At 66.7% G+C, this 26,260-nt stretch carries 22 protein-coding genes; 11 read left to right on the forward strand and 11 right to left on the reverse strand.

Annotation, left to right across the window (positions count from 1 at the left end; genetic code table 11):
- The first annotated feature begins 16 nt into the window (after positions 1-16).
- The 10 genes from AC2T4A_RS23425 to AC2T4A_RS23470 all read left to right on the forward strand — a co-directional run bounded on the left by AC2T4A_RS23425 (position 17) and on the right by AC2T4A_RS23470 (position 14,406).
- Positions 17-1,180: an isovaleryl-CoA dehydrogenase gene (locus tag AC2T4A_RS23425; protein ID WP_024765596.1), complete on the forward strand. Its 1,164-nt coding sequence runs from the start codon at positions 17-19 to the stop codon at positions 1,178-1,180.
- A 112-nt stretch (positions 1,181-1,292) separates the two neighbouring features.
- On the forward strand, positions 1,293-2,900 hold the full coding sequence (locus tag AC2T4A_RS23430; RefSeq protein WP_478378417.1) for a carboxyl transferase domain-containing protein: 1,608 nt from the start codon (positions 1,293-1,295) through the stop codon (positions 2,898-2,900).
- Between the two features lie 10 nt (positions 2,901-2,910).
- Complete coding sequence (locus AC2T4A_RS23435) at positions 2,911-3,708, forward strand: gamma-carboxygeranoyl-CoA hydratase (protein ID WP_416746868.1); 798 nt, start codon at positions 2,911-2,913, stop codon at positions 3,706-3,708.
- Positions 3,708-5,669 (forward strand): acetyl/propionyl/methylcrotonyl-CoA carboxylase subunit alpha, encoded by a 1,962-nt coding sequence (locus tag AC2T4A_RS23440; RefSeq protein ID WP_486741933.1) that lies wholly within the window; start codon positions 3,708-3,710, stop codon positions 5,667-5,669. Before AC2T4A_RS23435 ends, AC2T4A_RS23440 begins: the two co-directional genes overlap by 1 nt.
- A gap of 140 nt (positions 5,670-5,809) precedes the next feature.
- Positions 5,810-6,712 carry a hydroxymethylglutaryl-CoA lyase gene (locus AC2T4A_RS23445; protein ID WP_416746864.1) on the forward strand — a complete coding sequence of 301 codons (903 nt, stop codon included), beginning with the start codon at positions 5,810-5,812 and terminating at the stop codon, positions 6,710-6,712.
- Between the two features lie 200 nt (positions 6,713-6,912).
- Positions 6,913-8,337: a sigma-54 interaction domain-containing protein gene (locus AC2T4A_RS23450; RefSeq protein WP_486741934.1), complete on the forward strand. Its 1,425-nt coding sequence runs from the start codon at positions 6,913-6,915 to the stop codon at positions 8,335-8,337.
- Between the two features lie 309 nt (positions 8,338-8,646).
- A complete protein-coding gene (locus tag AC2T4A_RS23455; RefSeq protein WP_486741935.1) occupies positions 8,647-9,912 on the forward strand; it encodes an OprD family porin in 1,266 nt (421 codons plus the stop codon).
- A 78-nt stretch (positions 9,913-9,990) separates the two neighbouring features.
- Positions 9,991-11,382 (forward strand): GntP family permease, encoded by a 1,392-nt coding sequence (locus tag AC2T4A_RS23460; protein WP_478378413.1) that lies wholly within the window; start codon positions 9,991-9,993, stop codon positions 11,380-11,382.
- Positions 11,383-11,584: 202 nt separating this feature from the next.
- Positions 11,585-12,355 carry a 3-hydroxybutyrate dehydrogenase gene (locus AC2T4A_RS23465; protein ID WP_478378412.1) on the forward strand — a complete coding sequence of 257 codons (771 nt, stop codon included), beginning with the start codon at positions 11,585-11,587 and terminating at the stop codon, positions 12,353-12,355.
- Between the two features lie 95 nt (positions 12,356-12,450).
- On the forward strand, positions 12,451-14,406 hold the full coding sequence (locus AC2T4A_RS23470) for an acetoacetate--CoA ligase (RefSeq protein ID WP_486741936.1): 1,956 nt from the start codon (positions 12,451-12,453) through the stop codon (positions 14,404-14,406).
- A 405-nt stretch (positions 14,407-14,811) separates the two neighbouring features.
- Here AC2T4A_RS23470 and pcaC read toward each other — a convergent pair whose 3' ends face one another.
- From pcaC to AC2T4A_RS23515, 9 genes are all read right to left on the reverse strand, one after another.
- Positions 14,812-15,210 carry a 4-carboxymuconolactone decarboxylase gene (pcaC, locus tag AC2T4A_RS23475; protein ID WP_024765605.1) on the reverse strand — a complete coding sequence of 133 codons (399 nt, stop codon included), beginning with the start codon at positions 15,208-15,210 and terminating at the stop codon, positions 14,812-14,814.
- 115 nt (positions 15,211-15,325) lie between these two features.
- Positions 15,326-16,114 (reverse strand): 3-oxoadipate enol-lactonase, encoded by a 789-nt coding sequence (pcaD, locus tag AC2T4A_RS23480; protein WP_478378410.1) that lies wholly within the window; start codon positions 16,112-16,114, stop codon positions 15,326-15,328.
- A 36-nt stretch (positions 16,115-16,150) separates the two neighbouring features.
- A complete protein-coding gene (locus tag AC2T4A_RS23485) occupies positions 16,151-17,464 on the reverse strand; it encodes a 3-carboxy-cis,cis-muconate cycloisomerase (protein WP_486743725.1) in 1,314 nt (437 codons plus the stop codon).
- A 193-nt stretch (positions 17,465-17,657) separates the two neighbouring features.
- On the reverse strand, positions 17,658-18,863 hold the full coding sequence (pcaF, locus tag AC2T4A_RS23490) for a 3-oxoadipyl-CoA thiolase (protein WP_486741937.1): 1,206 nt from the start codon (positions 18,861-18,863) through the stop codon (positions 17,658-17,660).
- On the reverse strand, positions 18,860-19,642 hold the full coding sequence (locus AC2T4A_RS23495; protein ID WP_478378407.1) for a CoA-transferase subunit beta: 783 nt from the start codon (positions 19,640-19,642) through the stop codon (positions 18,860-18,862). Before AC2T4A_RS23495 ends, pcaF begins: the two co-directional genes overlap by 4 nt.
- Positions 19,642-20,490: a CoA transferase subunit A gene (locus tag AC2T4A_RS23500; RefSeq protein ID WP_205336281.1), complete on the reverse strand. Its 849-nt coding sequence runs from the start codon at positions 20,488-20,490 to the stop codon at positions 19,642-19,644. Before AC2T4A_RS23500 ends, AC2T4A_RS23495 begins: the two co-directional genes overlap by 1 nt.
- A 301-nt stretch (positions 20,491-20,791) precedes the next feature.
- Positions 20,792-21,724 carry a catechol 1,2-dioxygenase gene (gene catA / locus AC2T4A_RS23505; protein WP_486741938.1) on the reverse strand — a complete coding sequence of 311 codons (933 nt, stop codon included), beginning with the start codon at positions 21,722-21,724 and terminating at the stop codon, positions 20,792-20,794.
- 47 nt (positions 21,725-21,771) lie between these two features.
- Positions 21,772-22,062, reverse strand: coding sequence for a muconolactone Delta-isomerase (catC, locus tag AC2T4A_RS23510; RefSeq protein ID WP_017519458.1), 291 nt, complete (start codon positions 22,060-22,062; stop codon positions 21,772-21,774).
- Between the two features lie 42 nt (positions 22,063-22,104).
- Complete coding sequence (locus AC2T4A_RS23515) at positions 22,105-23,226, reverse strand: muconate cycloisomerase family protein (protein WP_486741939.1); 1,122 nt, start codon at positions 23,224-23,226, stop codon at positions 22,105-22,107.
- A 148-nt stretch (positions 23,227-23,374) separates the two neighbouring features.
- Here AC2T4A_RS23515 and AC2T4A_RS23520 point away from each other — a divergent pair, with 148 nt between their 5' ends.
- The gene (locus tag AC2T4A_RS23520) at positions 23,375-24,247 is read left to right on the forward strand and encodes a LysR family transcriptional regulator (protein ID WP_486741940.1); all 873 of its coding nucleotides are present in this window, start codon (positions 23,375-23,377) and stop codon (positions 24,245-24,247) included.
- 18 nt (positions 24,248-24,265) lie between these two features.
- On the opposite strand, the gene AC2T4A_RS23525 is transcribed toward AC2T4A_RS23520, so the two are convergent.
- Positions 24,266-25,039: a 1,6-dihydroxycyclohexa-2,4-diene-1-carboxylate dehydrogenase gene (locus AC2T4A_RS23525; protein ID WP_486741941.1), complete on the reverse strand. Its 774-nt coding sequence runs from the start codon at positions 25,037-25,039 to the stop codon at positions 24,266-24,268.
- Between the two features lie 153 nt (positions 25,040-25,192).
- On the reverse strand, positions 25,193-26,206 hold the full coding sequence (gene benC, locus AC2T4A_RS23530) for a benzoate 1,2-dioxygenase electron transfer component BenC (RefSeq protein ID WP_478378446.1): 1,014 nt from the start codon (positions 26,204-26,206) through the stop codon (positions 25,193-25,195).
- Positions 26,207-26,260 lie beyond the last annotated feature (54 nt).

The raw sequence follows: 26,260 nt of genomic DNA on the forward strand, positions 1-26,260 counted from the left end.
AGTACAGGTGATTTCCATGAGCTACCCCTCCCTCAACTTCGGCCTCGGCGAAACCATCGACATGCTGCGCGAGCAGGTGCAGGGCTTCGTCGCCAGCGAACTCGCTCCGCGCGCCGCGCAGATCGACGCCGACAACCTGTTCCCCATGGACATGTGGAAGAAGTTCGGTGACATGGGCCTGCTCGGCATCACCGTGGCGGAGGAATACGGCGGCGCCAACATGGGCTACCTGGCCCACGTCATCGCCATCGAAGAGATCAGCCGTGGCTCGGCGTCGGTCGGCCTTTCCTACGGCGCGCACTCCAACCTGTGCGTCAACCAGATCAAGCGCAACGGCAATGCCGAGCAGAAGGCCAAGTACCTGCCCAAGCTGATCAGCGGCGAGCACATCGGCGCCCTGGCCATGAGCGAGCCCAACGCCGGCTCCGACGTGGTGTCGATGAAGCTGCGCGCCGAAAAGCGCGGCGACCGCTTCGTCCTCAATGGCAGCAAGACCTGGATCACCAACGGCCCGGATGCCAACACCTACGTGATCTACGCCAAGACCGAGCCAGAGAAAGGCGCCCACGGCATCACCGCGTTCATCGTCGAGCGCGACTGGAAAGGCTTCAGCCGTGGCAGCAAGTTCGACAAGCTGGGCATGCGCGGTTCCAACACCTGCGAGCTGTTCTTCGATGACGTGGAAGTCCCGGAGGAGAACGTGCTGGGCGCCGTCAACGGTGGCGTGAAGGTGCTGATGAGCGGCCTGGACTACGAGCGCGTGGTCCTCGCGGGCGGCCCGATCGGCATCATGCAGGCCTGCATGGACGTGATCGTCCCCTACATCCACGACCGCAAGCAGTTCGGCCAGAGCATCGGTGAGTTCCAGCTGATCCAGGGCAAGGTCGCTGACATGTACACCCAGCTCAACGCCAGCCGTGCCTACCTCTACGCGGTCGCCCAGGCCTGCGACCGTGGCGAGACCACCCGCAAGGACGCCGCCGGGGTGATCCTCTACACCGCCGAGCGCGCGACCCAGATGGCCCTGGACGCCATCCAGATCCTTGGCGGCAATGGCTACATCAATGAGTTCCCCACCGGCCGCCTGCTGCGCGACGCCAAGCTCTACGAGATCGGCGCCGGCACCAGCGAAATCCGCCGCATGCTGATCGGCCGCGAGCTGTTCAACGAGACCCGCTGAACCCATCCGCATCCGTCCCTGTAGGAGCGAGCTTGCTCGCGAACCCGCCTGGCATCTGGGCTGTTCGCGAGCAAGCTCGCTCCTACAAAAGAATCCCGCTCGTGGAGACGCCATGACCATCCTCGGCACCCAACTCAACACCCGTTCCCCGGAATACGCCGCCAACGCCGCGACCATGCTGGAGAACGTCCAGGACCTGCGCGCCGTCCTTGGCCGCGTCCACGAAGGCGGCGGCGCCGCCGCCCAGGCCAAGCACACCGCGCGCGGCAAGCTGCTGGTGCGCGAGCGCATCAACCGCCTGCTCGACGCCGGCTCCCCTTTCCTCGAAGTCTCCGCCCTCGCCGCCCATGAGGTGTACGGCGAAGACGTCGCCGCCGCCGGCGTGGTCGCCGGCATCGGCCGGGTGGAAGGCGTGGAATGCATGATCGTCGGCAACGACGCCACGGTGAAAGGCGGCAGCTACTACCCGCTGACCGTGAAGAAACACCTGCGCGCCCAGACCATCGCCCAGCAGAACCGCCTGCCGTGCATCTACCTGGTGGACTCGGGCGGCGCCAACCTGCCGCGCCAGGACGAAGTCTTCCCCGACCGCGAGCACTTCGGCCGGATCTTCTTCAACCAGGCCAACATGAGCGCGCAAGGCATCCCGCAGATCGCCGTGGTCATGGGCTCCTGCACCGCCGGCGGTGCCTACGTACCGGCGATGAGCGACGAGACCATCATGGTGCGCAACCAGGCCACCATCTTCCTCGCCGGCCCGCCGCTGGTGAAGGCCGCCACCGGTGAGGTGGTGAGCGCCGAGGACCTGGGCGGCGCCGACGTGCACTGCAAGACCTCCGGCGTAGCCGACCACTACGCCGAGGACGACGAGCACGCGCTGGCCATCGCCCGCCGCTGCATCGCCAACCTCAACTGGACCAAGCAGGGCCAGCTCAACACCCGCGCCCCGCGCGCGCCGCTGTACGCCGCCGACGAGTTGTACGGCGTGATCCCTGTGGACAGCAAGCAGCCCTTCGACGTGCGCGAGATCATCGCGCGCCTGGTCGACGGCAGCGAATTCGACGAGTTCAAGGCGCTGTTCGGCACCACCCTGGTGTGCGGCTTCGCCCACCTGCACGGCTACCCGGTGGCGATCCTCGCCAACAACGGCATCCTCTTCGCCGAAGCCGCGCAGAAAGGCGCGCACTTCATCGAGCTGGCCTGCCAGCGCGGCATCCCGCTGGTGTTCCTGCAGAACATCACTGGCTTCATGGTCGGCCAGAAGTACGAAGCCGGCGGCATCGCCAAGCACGGCGCCAAGCTGGTCACCGCGGTGGCCTGCGCCCAGGTGCCGAAGTTCACCGTGATCATCGGCGGCAGCTTCGGCGCCGGTAACTACGGCATGTGCGGCCGCGCCTACGACCCGCGCTTCCTGTGGATGTGGCCCAACGCGCGGATCGGCGTAATGGGCGGCGAACAGGCCGCAGGCGTGCTGGCCCAGGTCAAGCGCGAGCAGGCCGAACGCGCAGGCTCTGCGCTGTCTGCCGAGGACGAGGCGAAGATCAAGGCGCCGATCCTCGAACAGTACGAACGCCAGGGTCATCCCTACTACTCCAGCGCCCGCCTGTGGGACGACGGCGTGATCGACCCGGCGCAGACCCGCGACGTACTCGGCCTCGCCCTCTCCGCCTCGCTCAACGCGCCTGTCGAAGCGACCCGCTTCGGCGTCTTCCGCATGTAAGGCCGCTGCCATGACCGACTATCAGAACATTGAGCTCGATATCGACCCGCGCGGCGTCGCCAGCCTGTGGCTGAACCGCCCGGAGAAGAACAACGCCTTCAACGCCCAGACCATCGCCGAACTGATCCAGGCGCTGGACGCCGTGGCCAACGAGGAGCGCGTGCGCCTCGTCGTGCTGCGCGGCCGTGGCCGGCATTTCTGCGGCGGCGCTGACCTTTCGTGGATGCAGGAGTCCGTGAAGCTGGACTACCAGGGCAACCTGAACGATGCGCAGCAGCTCGCCGAACTGCTCTACAACCTGCACCAGCTGAAGAAGCCGACACTCGCCATCGTCCAGGGCGCAGCCTTCGGCGGCGGCGTGGGGCTGGTCTCCTGCTGCGACATGGCGCTGGCCGCCGAGGACGCGCAGTTCTGCCTGTCCGAAGTGCGCATCGGCCTGATCCCGGCCACCATCGGGCCCTTCGTCACCAAGGCCATCGGCCAGCGTGCCGCCACTCGCTATGCCATGACCGCCGAACGCTTCAGCGGCATCCGCGCCCGCGAGCTGGGGCTGGTGGACGAGCACTACCCCGCCGCCGAACTGGACGACGAAGCCGAGGCCTGGATCGCCAACCTGATGAACAACAGCCCGGCAGCCCTGGTGGCGTGCAAGGCGCTGTTCCATGAAATCGGCACTGGTGAACTGACCCCGGAACGCCGCCGCTACACCGAAGCCGCCATCGCCCGCATTCGCATCAGCCCCGAGGGGCAGGAAGGCCTGCACGCCTTCCTGGAGAAACGCAAACCGGCCTGGCAGGAGCAAGTCTGATGAAGAAGATCGATACCCTGCTGGTGGCCAACCGCGGCGAAATCGCCTGCCGTGTGATGCGCACCGCCAAGGCCCTGGGCCTGACCACTGTGGCCGTACACAGCGCCACCGACCGCAACGCCCGCCACGTCGAGGAGGCGGACATCGCCATCGACCTGGGCGGCGCCAAGCCCGCTGAGAGCTACCTGCGCGCCGACGCCGTGCTGGCCGCCGCAAAAGCTGCCGGTGCCCAGGCCATTCACCCCGGCTACGGCTTCCTCTCGGAGAACGCTGGCTTCGCCCGTGCCTGCGAAGAGGCCGGGCTGATCTTCCTCGGCCCGCCGGCCAGCGCCATCGACGCCATGGGCAGCAAGTCCGCGGCCAAGGCGCTGATGGAAACCGCCGGCGTGCCGCTGGTGCCTGGCTACCACGGCGAGGCGCAGGACTACGCGACCTTCCAGCTCGAAGCGCAGCGCATCGGCTACCCGGTACTGCTCAAGGCCGCCGCCGGCGGTGGCGGCAAGGGCATGAAGGTGGTCGAGCGCGAGGCCGAGCTGGCCGAGGCGCTGGAGTCCGCCCAGCGCGAAGCGCAGTCCGGCTTCGGCGACTCGCGCATGCTGGTGGAAAAGTACCTGACCAAGCCGCGCCACGTGGAAATCCAGGTGTTCGCCGACCAGCATGGCAATTGCCTGTACCTCAACGAGCGCGACTGCTCGATCCAGCGGCGTCATCAGAAAGTCGTGGAAGAAGCGCCGGCACCGGGCCTCTCCGCCGAACTGCGCGCCGCCATGGGCGAGTCCGCCGTGCGCGCCGCACAGGCCATCGGCTATGTCGGCGCCGGCACCGTCGAATTTCTCTACGACGAAGGCAGCGGCCAGTTCTTCTTCATGGAAATGAACACCCGCCTGCAGGTGGAGCACCCGGTCACCGAAGCCATCACCGGCCTCGACCTGGTGGCCTGGCAGATCCGCGTCGCCCGTGGCGAGCCACTTCCGCTGACTCAGCAGCAGGTGCCGCTGAACGGCCACGCCATCGAAGTGCGCCTTTATGCCGAAGACCCCGAGGGCGGCTTCCTGCCCGCCAGCGGCCACCTCGCGCTGTACCGCGAACCCGCTGCCGGTCCCGGCCGACGTACCGATAGCGGCATCCGCGAGGGCGACGACATCTCGCCATTCTACGACCCGATGCTGGCCAAGCTGATCGCCTGGGGCGAGAACCGCGAGGAAGCCCGCCAGCGCCTGCTGTCGATGCTTGCCGAAACCGCGGTCGGCGGCTTCAAGACCAACCTGGCGTTCCTGCGCCGCGTGCTGGCCCACCCGGCCTTCGCCGAAGGCGAGCTGGATACCGGCTTCATCGCCCGTTACCAGGACACCCTGCTACCCACTCCGACCGCCCTGCCCGAGCGCTTCTGGCAGCTTGCCGGCGAAGCCTGGGTGCAGAGCGACGCCGCCCGCGTGCGCGGTGACGACGCCCACTCGCCGTGGTCCGCCCAGAGCGGCTGGCGCAGCGGCCTGCCGGGGGAAACCGACCTGCACCTGCTGGCCAAGGGCGAGTCCCAGGTAGTGCGCCTGCGCCATGCCGACGGCCAGCGCATCGCCAAGCTCGATGGGCAATGGCTGGACGTGAACGACGGCGAACTGCGCCGCCGCCACCAGGTGATCCGCCGTGGCGACAGCCTCTATCTGGAGTGGAACGGCGAGCTGGTCAGCGTGCAGCGTTTCGACGCCATCGCCGAAGCCGAAGCCGCGCACTCGCACCAGGGCGGCCTGGGCGCGCCGATGAATGGCAGCATCGTGCGCATCCTGGTTGAGCCCGGCCAGAGTGTCGAAGCCGGCGCCGCATTGGTGGTGCTCGAAGCCATGAAGATGGAACACAGCATTCGCGCGCCGCACGCTGGCGTGGTGAAATCGCTGTATTGCAGCGAAGGCGAGCTGGTGTCCGAAGGCACCGCGCTGGTCGAACTGGAAGAAGCGCCAGCCTGACGCCGATGCCACTTGTGTAGGAGCGAGCTTGCTCGCGAACCCGCTTCACTCCGGTAACCCAGGGTGCAATGCATTCGCGAGCAAGCTCGCTCCTACGAAGAGCAATAGCGCCCTTCGCACCCATCCAACGAGGACATTTCATGACCCTGCCAAAATCCGTCCGCCTGGTCGAAGTCGGCCCGCGCGACGGCCTGCAGAACGAAAAGCAACCTATCGCCGTCGCCGACAAGGTGCGCCTGGTCGATGACCTCACCGCCGCCGGCCTGAGCTACATCGAAGTCGGCAGCTTCGTCTCGCCCAAGTGGGTGCCGCAGATGGCCGGTTCGGCCGAGGTCTTCGCCGGCATCCAGCAGAAGGCCGGCGTCACCTACGCCGCCCTGGCGCCGAACCTGAAGGGTTTCGAGGCCGCGCTGGAATCCCGGGTGAAGGAAGTCGCGGTGTTCGCCGCCGCCTCCGAGGCCTTCTCGCAGAAGAACATCAACTGCTCGATCAAGGAGAGCCTGGAGCGCTTCGTCCCGGTGATGGAAGCGGCACGCCAGCACGGCGTGCGCGTGCGCGGCTACGTCTCCTGCGTACTCGGCTGCCCCTACCAGGGCGAGGTGGACGCGGCGCAGGTTGCCGCCGTCGCCGAGGAGCTGCACGCCATGGGCTGCTACGAAGTTTCTCTCGGCGACACCATCGGCGTCGGCACCGCCGGCGCCACCCGCCGCATGTTCGAAGTCGTCGGCCAACGCGTGCCGCGCGCGCAACTGGCCGGGCACTTCCACGATACCTACGGCCAGGCCACGGCGAACATCTACGCCAGCCTGCTGGAAGGCATCGCGGTGTTCGACAGCTCGGTCGCCGGCCTGGGCGGCTGCCCCTACGCCAAGGGCGCCACCGGCAATGTCGCCACCGAGGACGTGCTCTACCTGCTCAACGGCCTGGGCATCCACACCGGCGTCGACCTGGACCAGCTGATCGATGCTGGCCAACGCATCTGCGCGGTGCTCGACAAGCCCAACGGCTCGCGAGTGGCCAAGGCGCAGCTTTCCAAACGCTGAGCCAGCCTGTGGCGTAGGAGCGTCACAGCCTCTATGCCCCTGTAGGAGCGAGCTTGCTCGCGAACCCGAGCCCCGCAGCGGGTTTTGTTCGCGAGCAAGCTCGCTCCTACGAAAAACAATCCCCCCCATGACCCGCTGCTGACCCTACCGTCACATCCCGGTACAGTGCGCCCTCTGCCCTCTTCGCGCACGGCCCGCCCATGACCGACACCCACAGCCTCAAGGACTACCCCAGCGTTCGCCAACTGGCGATCCGCTCGCTGTTCGAAATCTTCGAGCAGTTCAGCGAAGGCACGGTGATAGTCGATCGCGAGGCGCGCATCGTCTGGATCAACCAGCGCTATGCGCAACGCTTCGGTCTGGACAGCGCCGAGCAGGCTATCGGCCGCCCCGTCGAACAGGTGATCCCCGGCAGCCTGATGCGCGAGGTGGTCAGCAGCGGCCGGCCGATGCTGCTGGACATCCTCGACATGACCAAGGACCCGCTGGTGGTCATGCGCGTGCCGATCCGCGATGACGCGGGCGAGGTCATCGGCGGCATCGGCTTCGCCCTCTTCGATGAACTGCGTGCGCTGTCGCCGCTGCTCACCCGCTACCAGCGCATGCAGGCCGAACTGGCCTCGACCCGCTCGCTGCTGCAGGCGCGCCAGGCCAAGTACAGCTTCGGGCATTTCATCGGCACCAGCCCGGCCAGCCTGGAAGTAAAACGCCGCGCCCGCCGGGGTGCCGCCAGCGAGGCGCCGATCCTGCTGCTGGGCGAGACCGGTACCGGCAAGGAACTGCTCGCCCACGCCATCCACGCCACCTCGCCGCGCGCCGACAAACCCTTCGTCAGCCTCAACGCCGCCGCCATTCCTGAAACCCTGCTGGAAGCCGAATTCTTCGGCACCGCGCCGGGCGCCTTTACCGGCGCCGACCGCAAGGGTCGCGCCGGCAAGTTGCAGATTGCCCAGGGCGGCACGCTGTTTCTCGACGAGATCGGCGACATGCCGCTGACCCTGCAGAGCAAGCTGCTGCGCGTGCTGCAGGAAAAGGAATTCGAGCCGGTAGGCTCCAACGAAGTGCTGCGCAGCGACATCCGCCTGATCGCTGCCACCTCCATCGACCTGAATGCGGCGGTGCGCGACGGACGATTCCGCGCCGACCTGTTCTACCGCATCAACGTCCTGCCCATCGAGATTCCGCCGCTGCGCGAGCGCCTGGAGGATTTGCCGGCACTGTGCGAAGCCATCCTCGATGGCCTGCGCGACGACCGCCAGACACTTTACGAGCTGGACGCCGGCGGCCTCGCCCTGCTCGCCCGGCACGCCTGGCCGGGCAACGTGCGTGAACTGCGCAACCTGCTGGAGCGCACCGTGCTGCTGGGCGACCGCCCGCAGATCGACGCCGCCGCCCTGCGTACGGCGCTGGGCGAGCTGCAACCGCTGCCGGCCACCTCGACCACGCCAAAAGCCAAGCTGGCCGACGGACAGGACTTCTACGCCGCACGCGACGCCTTCGAGCGTGAACTCATCGCCAATACCCTGGCCGAACATGCCGGCAACGTCGATGCAGCCGCGCAACGCCTGGGACTGGGGCGCTCGACGCTCTACAAGAAGATGGCGGCACTGGGCCTTCAATCCTGAAAAAGAGACAAGTCTCAAAAAAGAGACAACGCCTTCCAGCATCTGAGCCAGGGCGCAAGAACGAATATATCCGCCGCCTTGTCTCCGAGTAGAGACAAACGGCTTCTCTCCATTTGCGCAATTCTCAAAATAAGACTTAAAAATCAGATAGTTACAATCCTGGCACGGTCCTGGCTATGTCGCCTCTCGCGGCCCTCGCGCCGCACAGCCGACATAACAACAATCAACGTTGCCCGAACGCGAACAGACCCCAGCGGACACCACGGCTAGTCCCGCTTCGCACACGGCGCCGCGCCAGGAGATCACCCGATGAGCCGCTCCACGCTCAATCATGCCGCCGTCATCACCGCCCTTGGTTCCACCCTCGCCCTTTCGCCCCAGGCCTTCGCCGAGTTTCTTGCAGACAGCAAGGCCAGCGTCGAGCTGCGCAACTTCTACTTCAACCGCGACTTCCGCCAGGACAACGCCGCGCAGTCCAAGCAGGAAGAGTGGGCGCAGGGCTTCCTGCTGCGTTACGAATCCGGCTACACCGAAGGCACCATCGGCGTGGGCGTGGATGCCCTCGGCCTGCTCGGCGTGAAGCTGGATTCCAGCCCCGATCGCGCCGGCTCCGGCCTGCTGCCACGCGACAAGGACAAGGTCAACGGCGCGCCGGACGACTACAGCGAGCTGGGCCTGACCGCCAAGCTGCGCGCGTCGAAGAGCACGCTGAAGATCGGCACCCTGCTGCCCAAGCTGCCCACCGTGCTGGCCAACGATTCGCGCCTGCTGCCGCAGACTTTCGAAGGCGCGCACCTGAATTCCGCCGAATTCGCCGGCCTGACCTTCGACGGCGGCCGCCTGCGCCAGGTGAGCCAGCGCGACTCCTCCAACCGCGAGGACATGACCGTCACCAGCGGCAGCGCGCGCGGCATCGTCGCCACCGACAGCAGCGACCAGTTCGACTTCGCCGGCCTGAGCTACAAGTGGACGCCGCAACTCACCACCGGCTACAGCTACGCCAAGCTCGACGGACTCTACGACCAGCACATCGTCAACCTGGTGCACGTGCTGCCCATCGCCGCCGGCCAGTCGCTGAAGACCGACCTGCGCTACGCGCGCTCCGACGACGATGGCCACAGCAACGTCGACAACCGCGCCTTCGGCGCCATGCTCACCTACACCCTGGGCGGCCACGGTTTCGGCGCCGGCTACCAGAAGATGAGCGGCGACACCGGCTTCGCCTACATCGGCGGCACCGATGCCTTCCTGGTCAACTTCGTGCAGATCGGCGACTTCGCCAACCGCGACGAGAAGTCCTGGCAAGCTCGCTACGACTACGACTTCGCCGCCCTTGGCGTGCCCGGCCTGACCTTCATGACGCGCTACCTGTCCGGCGACAATATCGAACTGGGCGCGGGCAAGCCCGAAGGCAAGGAATGGGAGCGCGATACCGACATCGGCTACGTGGTGCAGAGCGGCCCGCTGAAGAACGTCGGCGTGAAGTGGCGCAATGCGACGGTGCGTTCCAGCCATTTCGGCAACGACCTCGACGAAAACCGCCTGATCCTCAGCTACGTGCTGCCGCTCTGGTAACCGCCCTAACGTCACGCGCCCCTACTACAACAAGAACGACGCGCGGCCCGGAGCCGCGCGACAACTGGAGATACTTCGATGAGCGTGGTCATCGCCCTCGCGGCCCTCGCCCTGCTGATGCTCGCCGCCTACCGCGGCTACAGCGTGATCCTCTTCGCCCCCATCGCCGCACTGCTCGCGGTGCTGCTGACCGACCCCTCCGCCGTCGCCCCGGCCTTCACCGGCGTGTTCATGGAGAAGATGGTCGGCTTCGTCAAACTCTACTTCCCGGTGTTCCTGCTCGGTGCGGTGTTCGGCAAGCTGATCGAGCTGTCGGGCTTCTCCCGCTCCATCGTCGCCGCGGCCATCCGCCTGCTCGGCACCAGCCAGGCGATGCTGGTCATCGTGCTGGTCTGCGCCCTGCTCACCTACGGCGGCGTGTCGCTGTTCGTGGTGGTGTTCGCGGTCTATCCGTTCGCCGCCGAGATGTTCCGCCAGAGCAATATCCCCAAGCGGCTGATCCCGGCGACCATCGCCCTGGGCGCGTTCAGCTTCACCATGGACGCCCTGCCCGGCACCCCGCAGATCCAGAACATCATCCCCACCGCCTTCTTCAACACCACCGGCTGGGCCGCGCCCTGGCTGGGCGTGATCGGCAGCCTGTTCGTGTTCAGCGTCGGCATGCTGTTCCTGCGCCGCCAGGCCGGCAAGGCGCGCGCCGCCGGTGAAGGCTACGGCAACGAGTTGCGCAACGAGCCGGAAACCGCCGACGACATCAAGCTGCCCAACCCGCTGCTGGCGCTCTCGCCACTGGTGCTGGTGGGCGTCGCCAACCTGCTGTTCACCCACTGGATTCCCCAGGTCTACGGCAAGACCCACAGCCTGCAACTGGCCGGCATGGCCGCGCCGGTGGCCAGCGACGTGGCCAAGCTGACCGGCATCTGGGCGGTGCAGGCGGCGCTGCTGCTGGGCATCCTGCTGGTGCTGGTGACCAGCTTCGCGGTGATCCGCAGCAAGATCGCCGAGGGCAGCAAGACCGCCGTGTCCGGCGCGCTGCTGGCGGCGATGAACACCGCCTCGGAGTATGGCTTCGGCGCCGTGATCGCCTCGCTGCCGGGCTTCCTGGTGCTGGCCGATGCGCTGAAGAAGATTCCCGATCCGCTGGTCAACGAGGCCATCACCGTCACCACCCTGGCCGGCATCACCGGTTCGGCGTCGGGCGGCATGAGCATCGCCCTGGCGGCCATGTCCGAGCAGTTCATCGCCGCCGCCCACGCCGCCAACATCCCGCTGGAGGTACTGCACCGGGTCGCGGCCATGGCCTCTGGCGGCATGGACACCCTGCCCCACAACGGCGCGGTGATCACCCTGCTCGCGGTCACCGGCCTGACCCACCGCGAGGCCTACAAGGACATCTTTGCCATCACCCTGATCAAGACCCTCGCGGTGTTCGTGGTGATAGGCACCTTCTACGCCACCGGGATCGTCTGAGAATCCGCTTGTGGCTAGCTGCGCGTCGGCATAACTGCATCAAAAGCAGGCGATGACTGCTCATTGACTCCACGTCAACGCCGCGTCCTCGCCTGCTTTTTCCTTGTTCTGCTCTAGCTCGCAAGGCCACAAACGAATTCTGGGCAGCCCTATGAATTGATAGTCGCAGCAATGCGAGCAACCCGTTCCAGAGGAGATTTGCATGACACTCAAGGGCAAGACCGCACTGGTCACCGGCTCCACCAGCGGCATCGGCCTGGGCATCGCTGCGCGGCTCGCGCAGGCGGGCGCCAATGTGGTGGTCAACGGCTTCGGCGACATCGACGCGGCCGTGCGTGAACTGTCGGTGCACGGCACGCGCATCGGTCACCACGGCGCGGACATGGCGCAACCCGAGCAGATCGCCGAGATGATCGCCTACGTCGAGCGCGAGTTCGGCGGCCTCGACATCCTGGTCAACAACGCCGGTATCCAGCACGTCGCAGCGCTGGAGGATTTCCCCGTGGAGCGCTGGAACGCGATCATCGCCATCAACCTTTCCTCGGTGTTCCATACCACCCGCCTGGCGCTGCCGGGTATGCGCCAGCGTGGCTGGGGGCGCATCCTCAACATCGCCTCGACCCACGGTCTGGTCGCCTCCGCCGGCAAGAGCGCCTACGTGGCCGCCAAGCACGGGGTGATCGGACTGACCAAGACCACCGCCCTGGAAACCGCCACCACTGCCATCACCTGCAACGCCATCTGTCCCGGCTGGGTGCTGACGCCGCTGGTACAACAGCAGATCGACGCGCGCATCGCAGCCGGCGCCAGCCCGGAACAGGCTCGCCACGACCTGCTGGCGGAGAAGCAGCCATCGCTGGATTTCGTCACCGCCGACCAGTTGGGCGAGCTGGCGCTATTCTTGTGTTCTGAAGCTGCCGCCCAGGTCCGCGGCGCCGCCTGGAACATGGATGGCGGCTGGGTCGCCCAGTGACTTGAGGGTTCCTGCGGCGCTTCGTGACATGATGCGCAGGCACCGTTCGTCGGCGGTGCCTTCCGCCAAACACGAATCAGCTGGAGTTGTAGTCGATGAACCAGGCGCTCTGGAGCCCCTCCCCCGAACGCATCGCCGCCACCCGCATGGACGGCTTCCGCCGCAAGGTGGCCGAGCAGCACGGGCTGGACCTGCCCGACTACGCCGCCTTGCACGCCTGGAGCATCGCCGAGCGCGAAGCCTTCTGGCTGGCCATCGTTGATACCTTTGGCGTGCAGTTCCACGAAGCGCCCACGGCGGTCCTCGAGGAAGGCCCGGAAATGCCCGATGCGCGCTGGTTCCCCGGCGCCACCCTGAACTTCGCCGAACACCTGCTGCGCCGCCGCGATCACAAGCCGGCACTGATCGCCATCAGCGAAGACGAACGCCGCGAGGTGATCAGTCATGCCGAGCTGGCGGCTCAGGTTGCCGGGCTGCAACGCGCCCTGCGCGAAGCGGGCGTGGGCGTCGGCGACAGGGTCGCGGCCTTCATGCCCAACACCTGGCAGACCGTGGTCGGCATGCTCGCCACCACCAGCCTGGGCGCCACCTGGTCGAGCTGTTCGCCGGATTTTGGTACCCAGGGCGTAATCGACCGCTTCGGCCAGATAGAACCCAAGGTGCTGATCGCCTGCGCCGGCTATCGCTACGCCGGCAAGGTGCTGGACCTGACCGCCAAGCTCAACGAAATCCTCGCCCAACTGCCCAGCCTGGAACAGCTGGTGATCGTCCCCTACGCCAACGGTCACGCTCGCCGCAGCGACTTCCAGACCCCGGCGCAGGTCAGCCTCTGGCAGGACTTCTTCCACAGCGGCGGCGAACCGGTGTTCACCCCGGTGCCCTTCGACCATCCGCTGTACATCCTCTACTCATCGGGCACCACCGGCGTGCCCAAGTGCATCGTCCACGGCACCGGCGGCGTGCTGTTGCAGCACTTGAAAGAACACGGCCTGCACGTCGACCTGGGGCAGGACGACACGCTGTTCTACTACACCACCTGCGGCTGGATGATGTGGAACTGGCTGGCCTCGGGACTGGCTGTGGGCGCCACCCTGGTGCTCTACGACGGCTCGCCCTTCCACCCCGGCCCCGAGCGCCTGATGGACCTGATCGACGCGGAGCACATCAGTGTCTTCGGCACCAGCGCCAAGTACATCGCGGCGCTGGAGAAAGCCAGTGTGCGCCCGCGCCTGACCCACTCTCTGGAGCGTCTGAAGGCGCTCCTCTCCACCGGCTCGCCGCTGGCCCACGAGAGCTTCGACTACGTCTACCGCGACGTGAAACCCGACCTCTGCCTGTCGTCGATCTCCGGCGGCACCGACATCGTTTCCTGCTTCGCCATCGGCAATCCGACCGCGCCGGTATGGCGCGGGGAAATCCAGTGCAAAGCGCTGGGCATGGCGGTGGAGGTCTGGGGCGAGTCGGGTCAGCCGGTGCACGGCGAGAAAGGCGAGCTGGTCTGTGTGAAGCACTTCCCATCGATCCCGGTGGGCTTCTGGAACGACGAGAACGACGAGAAATTCCTCGACGCCTACTTCGCCACCTTCCCCGGCGTCTGGGCCCACGGCGACTATGCCGAGGAAACCGAACACGGCGGTCTGGTGATCCACGGCCGTTCGGATGCCGTGCTCAACCCCGGTGGCGTACGCATCGGTACGGCGGAAATCTACCGCCAGGTGGAAAAGGTCGAGCAGGTACTGGAATCCATCGCCATCGGCCAGGACTGGCAGGGCGACGTGCGCGTGGTGCTGTTCGTGCGTCTGCGTGATGGCGTGGAGCTGGACGAGACGTTGCAGGAACGCATCCGCCAGACCATCCGCAGCAACACCACTCCGCGCCACGTGCCGGCGAAGATCCTCGCGGTCACCGACATCCCGCGCACCATCAGCGGCAAGATCGTCGAACTGGCGGTGCGCAACGTGGTGCACGGCCGGCCGGTGAAGAACACCGACGCCCTGGCCAATCCGCAGGCACTGGAGTTGTTCAGGGACCGGAAGGAGCTGGAGAGCTGAGGTTCTGGGGAGCGCAGTGCCTACGCATTTCCCTCACCCCAGCCCTCTCCCATAGGGAGAGGGAGCCGTCCGTGCCGGCTGACGTCTAGGTTTCATCCTGCCCGGGCGGTCCCCTCTCCCGCTTGCGGGAGAGGGTTAGGGGCTCTTGCTCTCGTGGGAGTGGACTCCGTCCGCGATGGATTCCGGCGCGATGCAGACCCATCGCGGACGGAGTCCGCTCCTACAAGAGCCCAATGCTGGTCATACGCAATGCCCAGGCAGGATCGCGAGTATGGACTAGGCACCCCCTCGGTCCTACGAAGAGCGCGGCGGAACGAACCTGTAGGAGCGAGCTTGCTCGCGAACCCTCCCGGCAAAATCAGACGCCACCCGGATGCGTGGTCCGGGGGACGCCTGCGCTGACGATCAGGCGTCGTCCAGCGACTCGGTGCCCAGCTCGTCCCACACCGCCTCGGCGAGGTGGAAGGTGGCGTTGGCAGCGGGGATGCCGCAATAGATCGCGCTCTGCAGCAACACTTCCTTGATCTCCTCGCGGGTCACCCCGTTGTTGCGCGCGGCGCGCAGGTGCAGCGTGAGTTCGCCCTCGCGGTTCATGCCGATCAGCATGGCGATGGTGATCAGGCTGCGGGTGTGGCGCGGCAGGCCGGGGCGGGTCCAGATGTCACCCCAGGCGTGGCGGGTGATCATTTCCTGGAACTCTTCGTTGAAGGCGTTGCGCTTGGCCAGGCTGCGGTCGACGTGGGCATCGCCGAGCACCGCGCGACGTACCTGCATGCCGGCTTCGTAGCGTTCTTTTTCGTCCATCTCAAACTCCAAATCGGAACCTTGCAGGACCGAGGGGGGCGCCTAGCCCTTGCTCGCGAACAATCCCGGCTGAGGGGACGGGGTTCGCGAGCAAGCTCGCTCCTGCGAAGAGCAATCAAGCGCGCAGGAAACTCAGTACGCGCTGGCTGAAGGCATCCCCCGCCTGCACGTTGGACAGGTGCGCGGCGCGGAATTCCACCAGTTCGGCGCCGGGGATACGCGCTTGCAGGAAGCGGCCGTCCTCGGTGGTGGTCACCGGATCGGCGGCACCGCAGACCACCAGGGTCGGCGCGGTGATGGCGCCGATCTCGCCACGGAAGTCGGCGTCGCGCACGGCCGCGCAGTTGGCCGCATAACCTTCCGGCGATGTCTGCGCGAGCATGCCGACGATGGGCTCGACCTTGCCCGGATAGCCTTCCGCAAAGTCCGCCGTGAACCAGCGCGAGATCGACGCGTCACGCAGGTTACGCATAGCCTCGGCACCGCCGCTGAGTACAGTCTCGATGCGTGGATTCCACACCTCGGGCGTGCCGATCTTGGCGGCGGTGTTGCACAGCACCAGACGCGCGAGGCGTTCCGGCGCATGGATGCCCAGCCACTGGCCGATCAGGCCGCCCATGGACAGGCCGCAGAAATGCGCGCGTGGAATATCCAGCGCGTCCAGCAGCGCCAGTACGTCGCGGCCGTTCTGCTCGATGCTGTAGGGGCCGGGCGTGACCAGCGAGGCGCCGTGGCCACGGGTGTCATAACGCAGCACGCGCAAGTGCTCGCTGAAGGCCGCGACCTGCGCGTCCCACATGTGCAGGTCGGTGCCCAGGGAGTTGGACAGCACCAGCACGGGGGCGCCAGCAGGCCCCTCAAGAAGGTAGTTCAGGTCGCCATCGGCGAGACGTACGGCAGGCATGCAAAGCTCCTATTGCGACTGTTATCGCAAAGCCAGTTATCGCAAAGAAAGGTCTTGATGTTCGGCCAGCGCGCGGTCGACCCAGCGGCGCGCCTGGCCCAGGTAATGGGCGGGATCGAGCAGGCGATCCAGTTCCTCCGCAGTCAGTTGGGCAGTGACCTCGGCATTGGCGCCGAGCACCGCGCGCAAGTGTGCACCGTCCTTTACCGCCTGCTTGCAGCACTGTTCCACCAGATGGTGGGCGGCATCGCGGCCGATGCGCTGGGCCAGGGCGATGCTCACCGCTTCGGCCAGCACCAGGCCGCGAGTGAGATCGAGGTTGGCGAGCATGCGCTCGGCGTCGACTTCCAGGCCCGGCACGAGGGACAGCGCCTGTTGCAGGGAACCGGAGACGAGGCAGCACAGCTCCGGCAGGCTTTCCCATTCGGCGTGCCACAGGCCGAGGCTGCGCTCGTGCTCCTGGGGCATGGCGGCGAACAGGGTCGAGACCAGTCCCGGCGCGCGGGTGGCCGCGCCGATCAGCACCGCGGCGCCCACCGGGTTGCGCTTGTGCGGCATGGTGGACGAGCCACCCTTGCCCGGCGCGGACGGCTCGAATACTTCGCCGGCCTCGGTCTGCATCAGCAGGCTGAGATCACGGCCCAGCTTGCCGAGGCTGCCGGCGATCAGGCCGAGCAGGCTGGCGAACTCCACCAGACGATCACGCTGGGTGTGCCAAGGTTGCTCGGGCAGTTGCAGGTCCAACTCTTCAGCCAACGCCTCAGCCACGGCAAAACCCTGCTCACCGAGGGCAGCGAGGCTGCCGGAGGCACCGCCGAACTGCAGGCACAGCAGGCGCGGCTTGAGCTCGCTCAAGCGCTGGCGATGACGGGTAATCGCGCCCAGCCAGCCAGCGATCTTCATGCCGAGGGTGACGGGAGTGGCGTGCTGCAGCCAGGTACGGCCGACCATGGGCGTGCCGGCCTGGGCTTGTGCCTGAACGGCAAGCGCGTCGGCCAACTGGGCGAGATCGCTTTCCAGCAACTCGATGGCGGCACGCAGTTGCAGGACCAGCCCGGAATCCATGGCGTCCTGGCTGGTGGCGCCAAGATGCACGTAGCGCTCGGCTTCGGCATCCTCGGCGGCGATGCGCTTGCCCAGCGCCTTCACCAGCGGAATGGCGGAATTGCCGGCGCTGCAGATGGCCTGGGCTAGTGCCGCGAAATCGTAGAGTTCAGCGCGGCAGGCGGCGGCGATGGGCGCCACGGCGCTCGTCGGGACAACGCCCACACGGGCTTCGGCGCGAGCCAATGCGGCCTCGAAGTCGAGCATGCCCTGCACCCGGCCGTGGTCGCTGAAGATCGCGCGCATGGCGGGCTGAGTGAAGTAGGCGTCGAACAGAAGATTGGTGCTCACGAGGCAGCTCCGGAGATCGGCGGGCGTGGTCGGGACAGTATGACCGCAGAGGACGACTCTGTAGGAGCGAGCTTGCTCGCGAACCTGAGCCCCGCAGCGGGGGTTGTTCGCGAGCAAGGACTAGGCGTCCCCCTCGCTCCTACAAGAGCTAGACGCGCTCGACGACCAGCGCCACACCCTGCCCTACGCCCACGCACATGGTGCACAAGCCGAGCTTGCCGCCAGTCTTCTGCAACTGGTGCACGGCCGTCAGCACCAGGCGCGCGCCGCTGGCGCCCAGCGGGTGGCCGAGGGCGATGGCGCCGCCGTTGGGGTTCACCCGCGCATCATCATCGGCGACGCCGAGTTCGCGGGTCACTGCCAGCCCTTGCGCAGCAAAGGCTTCGTTGAGTTCGATGACATCGAACTGGCCCATCGACAGGTTCAAGCGCTCCAGCAGCTTGCGCACCGCCGGCACCGGGCCGATGCCCATCACGCGCGGGGCGACGCCGGCGCTGGCCATGCCGAGCACTTTCGCGCGCGGCGTCAGGCCATGTTTCTTCACCGCTTCGGCGCTGGCAAGGATCAGCGCCACCGCGCCGTCGTTCACGCCCGAGGCGTTGCCGGCAGTCACGGTCTTGCCCTCGCCGTTGACCGGCTTGAGCTTGGCCAGCGCTTCCAGCGTGGTGTCCGGGCGCGGGTGCTCGTCGGTATCAACCACTGTCTCGCCCTTGCGGCCCTTGATCACCACCGGAACGATTTCCTCGGCAAAGTAGCCGCTGGCCTGGGCAACGCCGGCACGCTGCTGGCTGCGCAGGGAGAAAGCGTCCTGGTCGGCACGGTTGACGCTGTAATCGTCGGCCACGTTGTCGGCCGTCTGCGGCATGGCGTCCACGCCGTACTGGGCCTTCATCAGCGGGTTGATGAAGCGCCAGCCGATGGTGGTGTCCTCGATCTTCTGCCCGCGACCAAAGGCGCTGTCGGCCTTGCCCATCACGTAGGGCGCGCGGGACATGGACTCCACGCCGCCGGCGATGACCAACTCGGCCTCACCGCTGGCGATGGCGCGGAAGGCGGTACCCACCGCGTCCAGGCCCGAGGCGCAGAGACGGTTGAGGGTGACGCCCGGCACGCTCTCCGACAGGCCCGCCAGCAGCAGTGCCATGCGCGCGACGTTGCGGTTGTCCTCGCCGGCCTGGTTGGCGCAGCCGAGGTAGACCTCGTCCAGCGCTGCCCAGTCGACCTGCGGGTTACGTTCCAGCAGCGCCTTCACCGGCACGGCGGCAAGGTCGTCGGCGCGTACGCCGGCCAGCGAGCCGCCGAAGCGGCCGATGGGCGTGCGCACGGCGTCGCAGATGAAGACCTCGCGGCTCATTCCTCACCTCCCAGCTGACCGTGGGCGGCAGCAGTGCGGGCCTCCAGGGCGCGCAGGGCTTCCAGCTCGATGTCGGTCGGCGCGATGGTCTCGGTGACTTTGTCGGCGAAGCGGATCGCCCAGCCAGTTGCCTCGACGACCTGCTCGCGGGTCACGCCCGGGTGCAGCGAGGTGACGATGAATTCGTTGCTGCCGGCTTCCGGCTCCATGATGCAGAGGTCGGTGATGATCGCCACCGGGCCTTTTCCGGGAAGGCCCAATTGCTGGCGGTGGTCGCCGCCCTCGCCGAAGCCGACCGAGGTGATGAAGGCCAGCTTGTCGACAAAGGTGCGGTGGGATTGCTTGAGGATGATCAGCACTTCCTTGGCGGAACCGGCAATCTCCGGCGCGCCGCCGGCGCCGGGCAGGCGCACTTTCGGCTTGTTGTAATCGCCGATGACGGTGGTGTTGATGTTGCCGAAGCGATCGACCTGGGCCGCGCCGAGGAAACCGACGTCAATGCGCCCGCCCTGCAGCCAGTAGCGGAAGATCTCACCGGTGGGCACTACGGTGTCGGCGGTTTCGGCCAGCTCGCCGTCACCGATGGACAGCGGCAGCACGCTGGGCTTGGCGCCGATGGGGCCGGATTCGTAGATCAGGACCACGTCCGGCGATGCAGTCAGGCGCGCCAGGTTGGCGGCCTTGGACGGCAGGCCGATGCCGACGAAGCAGACGGCGCCGTTCTTCAGGCGGCGGGCAGCAGCCACGGTCATCATTTCATTGGTGCTGTAGGCGCTCATTACTTGGCCTCCGCGAGCTTGCTACGAAACTCGCTGAAATCTTTCGTGCCACGGATGTAGGTATCGATCCAGGCGTTGAAGGTGTCGCGGTCGCGGGCGATCGGGTCCCAGGCCTGGTAGAAGCGGTTGTCGCGCTCGGAGTAGCCATGGGCGTAGGACGGATGCGAACCACCGGGCACCAGGCAGACGGCGGACAGCGCCCAGGTCGGCAGCACACAGGAGTTCATCGGCGCGTTGAGGTCGTCGACGATTTCTTCCACGGTGACGATGCAGCGCTTGGCGGCCAGGGCGGCTTCCTTCTGCACGCCGAGGATGCCCCACAGCAGCACGTTGCCCTTGCGGTCGGCCTTCTGCGCGTGGATCACGGTGACGTCCGGACGTACCGACGGCACGGCGGCCAGCTGCTCGCCGGTGAACGGGCAGTTGATGAACTTGATGTTCGGGTTGACCTTCGGCAGGTCGGAGCCTGCGTAGGCGCGCAGCACGGCGAACGGCAGGCCCGAGGCGCCGGCGACGTAGGAGTTGGCGAGGTCGGCGTGGCTGTGCTCGTCGATCTCCAGTTCGCGCGGCCAACCCTTCTCCACCGCGTCACGCAGGCGATGCAGCGAACCGACGCCAGGGTTGCCACCCCAGGAGAAGGTCAGCTTGCGCACGCAGCCGGCGCCGATCAGCAGGTCGTAGACCAGGTCGGGCGTCATGCGCACCAGGTGCAGGTCCTTCTTGCCCTGGCGGATCAGCTCGTGGGAGGCAGCGGTGGGGATCAGGTGGGTGAAGCCTTCGAGCGCGACGGTGTCGCCATCGTTGACGAAGCGCTCGACCGCTTCGCGGAGAGTCAGGAGTTCAGCCATTGTCGGTCTCGTTGTGTAGGGTGGTGCTGGTGGGAAAAAGGTACCGCTGGGGGGATGGGCGAACAATGCGATAATCGACTATTGGTGCGAATATCGAACACTTCTCTTAGGGGGCTAACGGACGTCATATCACTCGGCCGTCCTAGCTCGCGCGCCCATCTGCAGGCAGGCGCAGCGACGAAACGATCGCGGACGGAGTCCGCTCCTACACTCCTGGCGAGAAAGGTACCGGGGGCGTAGGAGCGGACTCCGTCCGCGATTGCTCCCCGGCCACACGAGGTCAAGCAGTGAGAAGTTCGCGTCAGGCTTGCTGCAAGGCGCGAGGGCGATTGCTGCGGTCTTCGGCATCGGCGGAAACCGCCTGCTGCAGCTGGAAATCGAACTCGATCTCGGCAAAACGCCCTTCTACACCGCGCGCCTTGGCGGCAGCCGCATCCTCGACGAAACGTACCTCGCCGATCAGCCCATCGCGGGTGGCATAGGCAAAGTCGTCCCACAGGTACTGGTCACCGGCCAGATTGATCTGGGTGGTCAGGTGGCGGTGCCCCGGTGCGGAAATGAAGAAGTGGATGTGCGCCGGGCGCTGGCCGTGGCGGCCGAGCTGGTTCAGCAGTTCCTGCGTCGGGCCGTGCGGCGGGCAGCCATAACCACTGGGCACGATGCTGCGCGCTTTGTAGCGGCCCTCGGCGTCGGTGACGATGCGCCGGCGCAGGTTGTACTCGGACTGGCTGCTGTCGAAGTAGGAGTACGTGCCCTTGGTGTTGGCATGCCAGAGGTCGACCACGGCGCCGGCCAGCGGCTTTCCGTCGAGGTCGAACACGCGGCCGGAAAGGAACATCACGGTGCCCGCATCCTGGCCATCGTCCATCCGCGCCTCGCCTTCGGACAGCGGCGCGCCGGCCACGTACAGGGGGCCTTCGATGGTGCGCGGGGTGCCGCCTTCGATACCCACCGCCGCGTCCTGGGCGTCCAGCAGCAGGTCGAGGTAGTGCTCGATGCCCAGGCCGGCCACGACCAGGCCGGCTTCCTGGCGCGCACCCAGGCGGTTGAGGTAATCGACCGCCTTCCAGAATTCGTCGGGGGTGACGTTCATGTCTTCGATGAGCTTCGCGGTGTCCTGCAGGATGCGCAGGACGAGGTTCTTCACGCGCGGGTTGCCCGCATCGTTCAGGGCGCCGCTGGCTTCTTCGAAGAACTTCTGGATATCGGCAGTCTGGGAAATCTTCACGGTCATGGTGCGATCCTCAAGTCTTGTTCTTGTCGAGTCGTACGGAACGAAAATCAGCGGTCGTCGGAGTGGATCGAGGACGGATGGCGGCAGAGCCCGTCGACCTCGATGTCCATGTACGGGAACAGCGGCAGCTGCATCAGGGTGTCGTGCAGCTCCTCGACGCTGGCGAGGTCGAACACGCTGTAGTTGGCGTAGTGCCCGGCGATGCGCCACAGGTGGCGCCATTTGCCTTCGCGCTGCAGACGCTGGGCCAGTTCCTTCTCGTCGGCCTTGAGCTGGGCAGCCTTGGCCGGGTCCATGTCGACGGGCAATTTCACGGTCATCTTCACGTGGAACAGCATCGGGTCATCTCCTCTATCGGGCAGTCGGGAACAGGTTGAAAGTCAGGTACGGCGGAAGCGCGTCAGGCGCTCTTCGTCGAGCGTCAGCCCCAGGCCGGGCGTGCGCGGCACGTGAAGCTGGAAGTCGCGGTAAACCGGCGGCTCGGTGACGATTTCCTCGGTGAGCAGCAGCGGGCCGAACAGCTCGGTGGCCCAGGTCAGCTTCTCCAGGGTGATGAAGGCGTGGGCGGACGCCAGGGTGCCGACGGCGCCTTCGAGCATGGTCCCGCCGTACAGCGCGATCCCGGCGGCTTCGGCGATCTGCGCGGTGCGCAGCACGGCGCGCGGGCCGCCGTTCTTGGCGATCTTCAGGGCGAAGATGCTGGCGGCTCCGTCGGCGGCGAGGCTGAAGGCGTCGGCCACGCTCTCGATGGACTCGTCGGCCATGATCGGCGCCGGGCTGCGCTGGTTCAGGCGCACCTGGCCGCTGCGATTGATGCGCGAGATGGGCTGCTCGATGAGATCGATGCCGTTCTCGCCGAGCACCTGGCAGCCGCGGATGGCCTGGGATTCGTCCCAGCCCTGGTTGACGTCCACACGCACGCTGGCGCGCTCGCCCAGGGCCTGCTTGATCGCCACCACATGCTTGAGGTCCTGCTCCAGCGGGTTGGCGCCGATCTTCAGCTTGAAGATGCGGTGGCGGCGGATGTCCAGCATCTGCTCGGCTTCGGCGATATCGCGGGCGGTGTCGCCGGAGGCCAGGGTCCAGGCCACTTCCAGGCTGTCGCGAACGCGGCCGCCGAGCAGTTCGCTGACCGGCAGGCCCAGGCGCTTGCCCTGCGCATCCAGCAGCGCGCTCTCGATACCGGAGCGGGCGAAGGTGTTGCCCTTGATCGACTTGTCCAGGCGCTGCATGCAGGTGTTGAGGTTGCTGGCGTCCTGGCCCTGGAGCCGCGGCGCGAAGTGCGCATCGATGTTGGCCTTGATGCTTTCCGGGCTCTCGTTGCCGTAGGCCAGGCCGCCGATGGTGGTGGCTTCGCCGATGCCCTCGATGCCGTCGGAGCAGCGCAGGCGAATGATCACCAGCGTCTGTTGCTGCATGGTGTGCATGGCCAGCTTGTGCGGGCGGATGGTCGGCAGGTCGACGATGATCGACTCGATGCGCTCGATGACGGGGCTACTCATGGACGGCGTTCCGTTCTGGGGTTTCTGGTGGAACCGGGCAACGCACTGGCGATACCCGGAAGGTCTTTTCACGATTGACGAAGGATTGCGCTGGGTCCTGCGGCCAGTCCAATATCGATGCCGTCTTGTTGCATACCCTGGAGGTATCATGGAGCTGCGACACCTGCGCTACTTCCGTGAAGTGGCCGGCACCCTCAACTTCACCCGCGCCGCCGAGCGCCTGCACATCGCCCAGCCGCCGCTGAGCCGGCAGATCCAGCAGCTCGAGGAACTGCTCGGCGTGCCCTTGCTGGAACGCGGCCGGCCGCTGCGCCTGACCGACGCCGGACGCTACTTCCACGAGCAGACCGGCACCCTGCTGGCGCAGCTGGAAAGCATCTGCGAGAGCACCCGGCGCATTGGTCGCGGCGAGCGCCAATGGTTCGGCATCGGCTTCGCGCCCTCGACGCTGTACGACGGCTTGCCCGAGCTGATCCGCGAGCTGCGCGGTGATGCCGCTCTGGAACTGGGGCTGCAGGAAATGACCACGGTGCAACAGGTCGAGGCACTGAAAAGCGGGCGCATCGACATCGGCTTCGGGCGTATCCGCCTCGACGACCCGGCCATTACCCAGCAGGTATTGCGCGAGGAACCGATGGTCGCCGTGCTGCCAGCCGGGCATCACCTGCTCGGCGCCCCGCTGAGCCTTGCGCAACTGGCCGGCGAGGACTTCGTGCTCTACCCGGCCAACCCGCGCCCCAGCTATGCCGACCATGTACTGGCGCTGTTCGCCAATCACGGCCTGAGCGTGCGCGTTGCGCAGTGGACCAACGAACTGCAGACCGCCATCGGCCTCGTCGCCGCTGGCCTGGGCGTGGCGCTGGTGCCGGCGTCGGTGCAGCAACAGCACCGCGCCGACATCGGCTACGCCACCCTGACCGACGCCGAGGCGGTCTCGCCTATCATCCTCAGCCAGCGCCGCGGCGACGTCAGCGGGCCGCTGCAACGCTGCCTGCAACTGATCGGCGCAACACTGCCGTAAGCGCAACATCGCCGCGCCTCAGCCCAGGTCGCCGCCACCCACCGGCAGGGTCACGCCGGTGATGTAGCTGGCTTCGTCAGAGGCGAGAAAGAGGATCGCGCCGACCTGCTCGTCGATGCTGCCGTAGCGCTTCATCAGGCTGCTGCTCACGGTCTGGTCGACGATCTGCTGGTACCAGACCTTCTCCTGCTCGCCCTGCTGTGCCGCATTGCGCGGGATGCGCCGGGGCGGCGCCTCGGTGCCGCCGGGCGCGGTGGCGTTGACCCGCACGCCACGCTCAGCGGTCTCGAAGGCCAGGCAGGCAGTCAACGCATTCACCCCGCCTTTCGCCGCGCCGTAGGGCACGCGATTCACCCCGCGGGTGGCGATGGACGAGACGTTGACGATGGCGCCCGCACCCTGCTCCAGCATCGGCACCAGCGCGGCGCGGCAGCACCAGAGCGTGGGGAACAGCGAACGGCGCACCTCGGCTTCGATTTCGTCTTCGGCGTAGTGCTCGAAGGGTTTCGCCCAGATGGTGCCGCCGACGTTGTTGATGAGGATATCGAGACGGCCGAAGCATTCGATGGCCTGGTCGACCACGCTCTGGCAATCGGCGAAGCGCTCCAGGTCGGCGGTCAGGGTAAGGACTTCGCCGTGCTGGCCGAGGGCATCCTGCAGTTCGTGGACGATCTCGGAGCGGTCCACGGCGATGACCTTCGCGCCCTCTTCCACCAGCCGCTCGGCAACGCGCCGGCCGATACCCTGGGCGGCGCCGGTGACGAGGGCGATCTTGTTGTTGAATCTTTTCATGGTGACCTCGTGACGTCGGGGTGTGCCCACTCTGTAGGACCGAGGGGGGGCGCCTAGCCCTTGCTCGCGAACCATGCCCCGCTGCGTAGCTGTTCACGAGCAAGCTCGCTCCTACAAAAAGCGGCGCTCACCGGCTGACGGGGTAAAGGGGATTCACGCAGCACTCGCCGCGAACTTCTCGTAATAGAAATTCGCCGGCGTGATGCCCTGCTCGCGGATGTAGGCGCTCACCGCCTCGACCATCGGCGGCGGGCCGCAGAGGTAGATGTCCACCTCGCCGTCATTCAGGTGCACAGGCTCGATGTGCTGGGTGACGTAACCCTTGCGCGGGTAGCTGCTCTCCGGGCTGGCCACGCAGGCGCTCCAGGTGAAGTTGGGGATGCACGCGGCGAAGGCCTCCAGGCGATCCATCTCCACCAGGTCGAAGTCGTGGGTGACGCCGTAGATCAGGTGCAGCGGATGCTCGCTGCCGCGCTCGGCGATCTGTTCGAGCATCGCGGTGAACGGCGCCAGGCCCGTGCCGCCGGCCAGCAGCAACAGCGGGCGCCTGATCTCGCGCAGGTAGAAGCTGCCCAGCGGACCGGCCAGGGACATGGCGTCGCCGGCCTTGGCGAGGCCGCTGAGGAAACTGCTCATCAGGCCGCCCGGCACGTTGCGGATCAGGAAGCTGACCTCGCCATCCTTCTGCAACGAGCTGAAGGAGTAGGCCCGGCTCTGCCCACTGCCCGGAACCTGCAGGTTCACGTACTGCCCCGGCAGGAAGGCCAGCCGGCTCAGCGACTCGCCCTTTATCGACAGCGCGATAGTGCTTTCGGAGAGCTGGCGCACCGCGCTGATGCTGGCCTCGAAGCTGGCCTGGGCGGTCTTGCAGACTTGCGAGGAAGCCGGCACGCGCACCACGCAATCGCTTTGCGCACGCATCTGGCAGGTGAGCACATAGCCCTGCGCGGCTTCGTCCTCGCTCAGCGCGTCCTCGATGTATTCCTGGCCCAGGTCGTAGCGGCCGGCTTCGGCGAAGCACTTGCAGGTGCCGCAGGCGCCGTCGCGGCAATCCAGCGGGATGTTGATGCCCTGGCGGTAGGCCGCATCGGCCACTGTCTCGCTGGGGCTGGCGTCGATGAAGCGGGTAACGCCGTCTTCGAAGTTGAGGGCGATCTTGTGGTTCATGGCGTGCACCTCGGTGCCGCGCAGGCAGCGGCGCACGTGGCGAATCCACGTGCG

The sequence above is a fragment of the Pseudomonas sp. PVC-3-1 genome, from assembly GCF_057444315.1.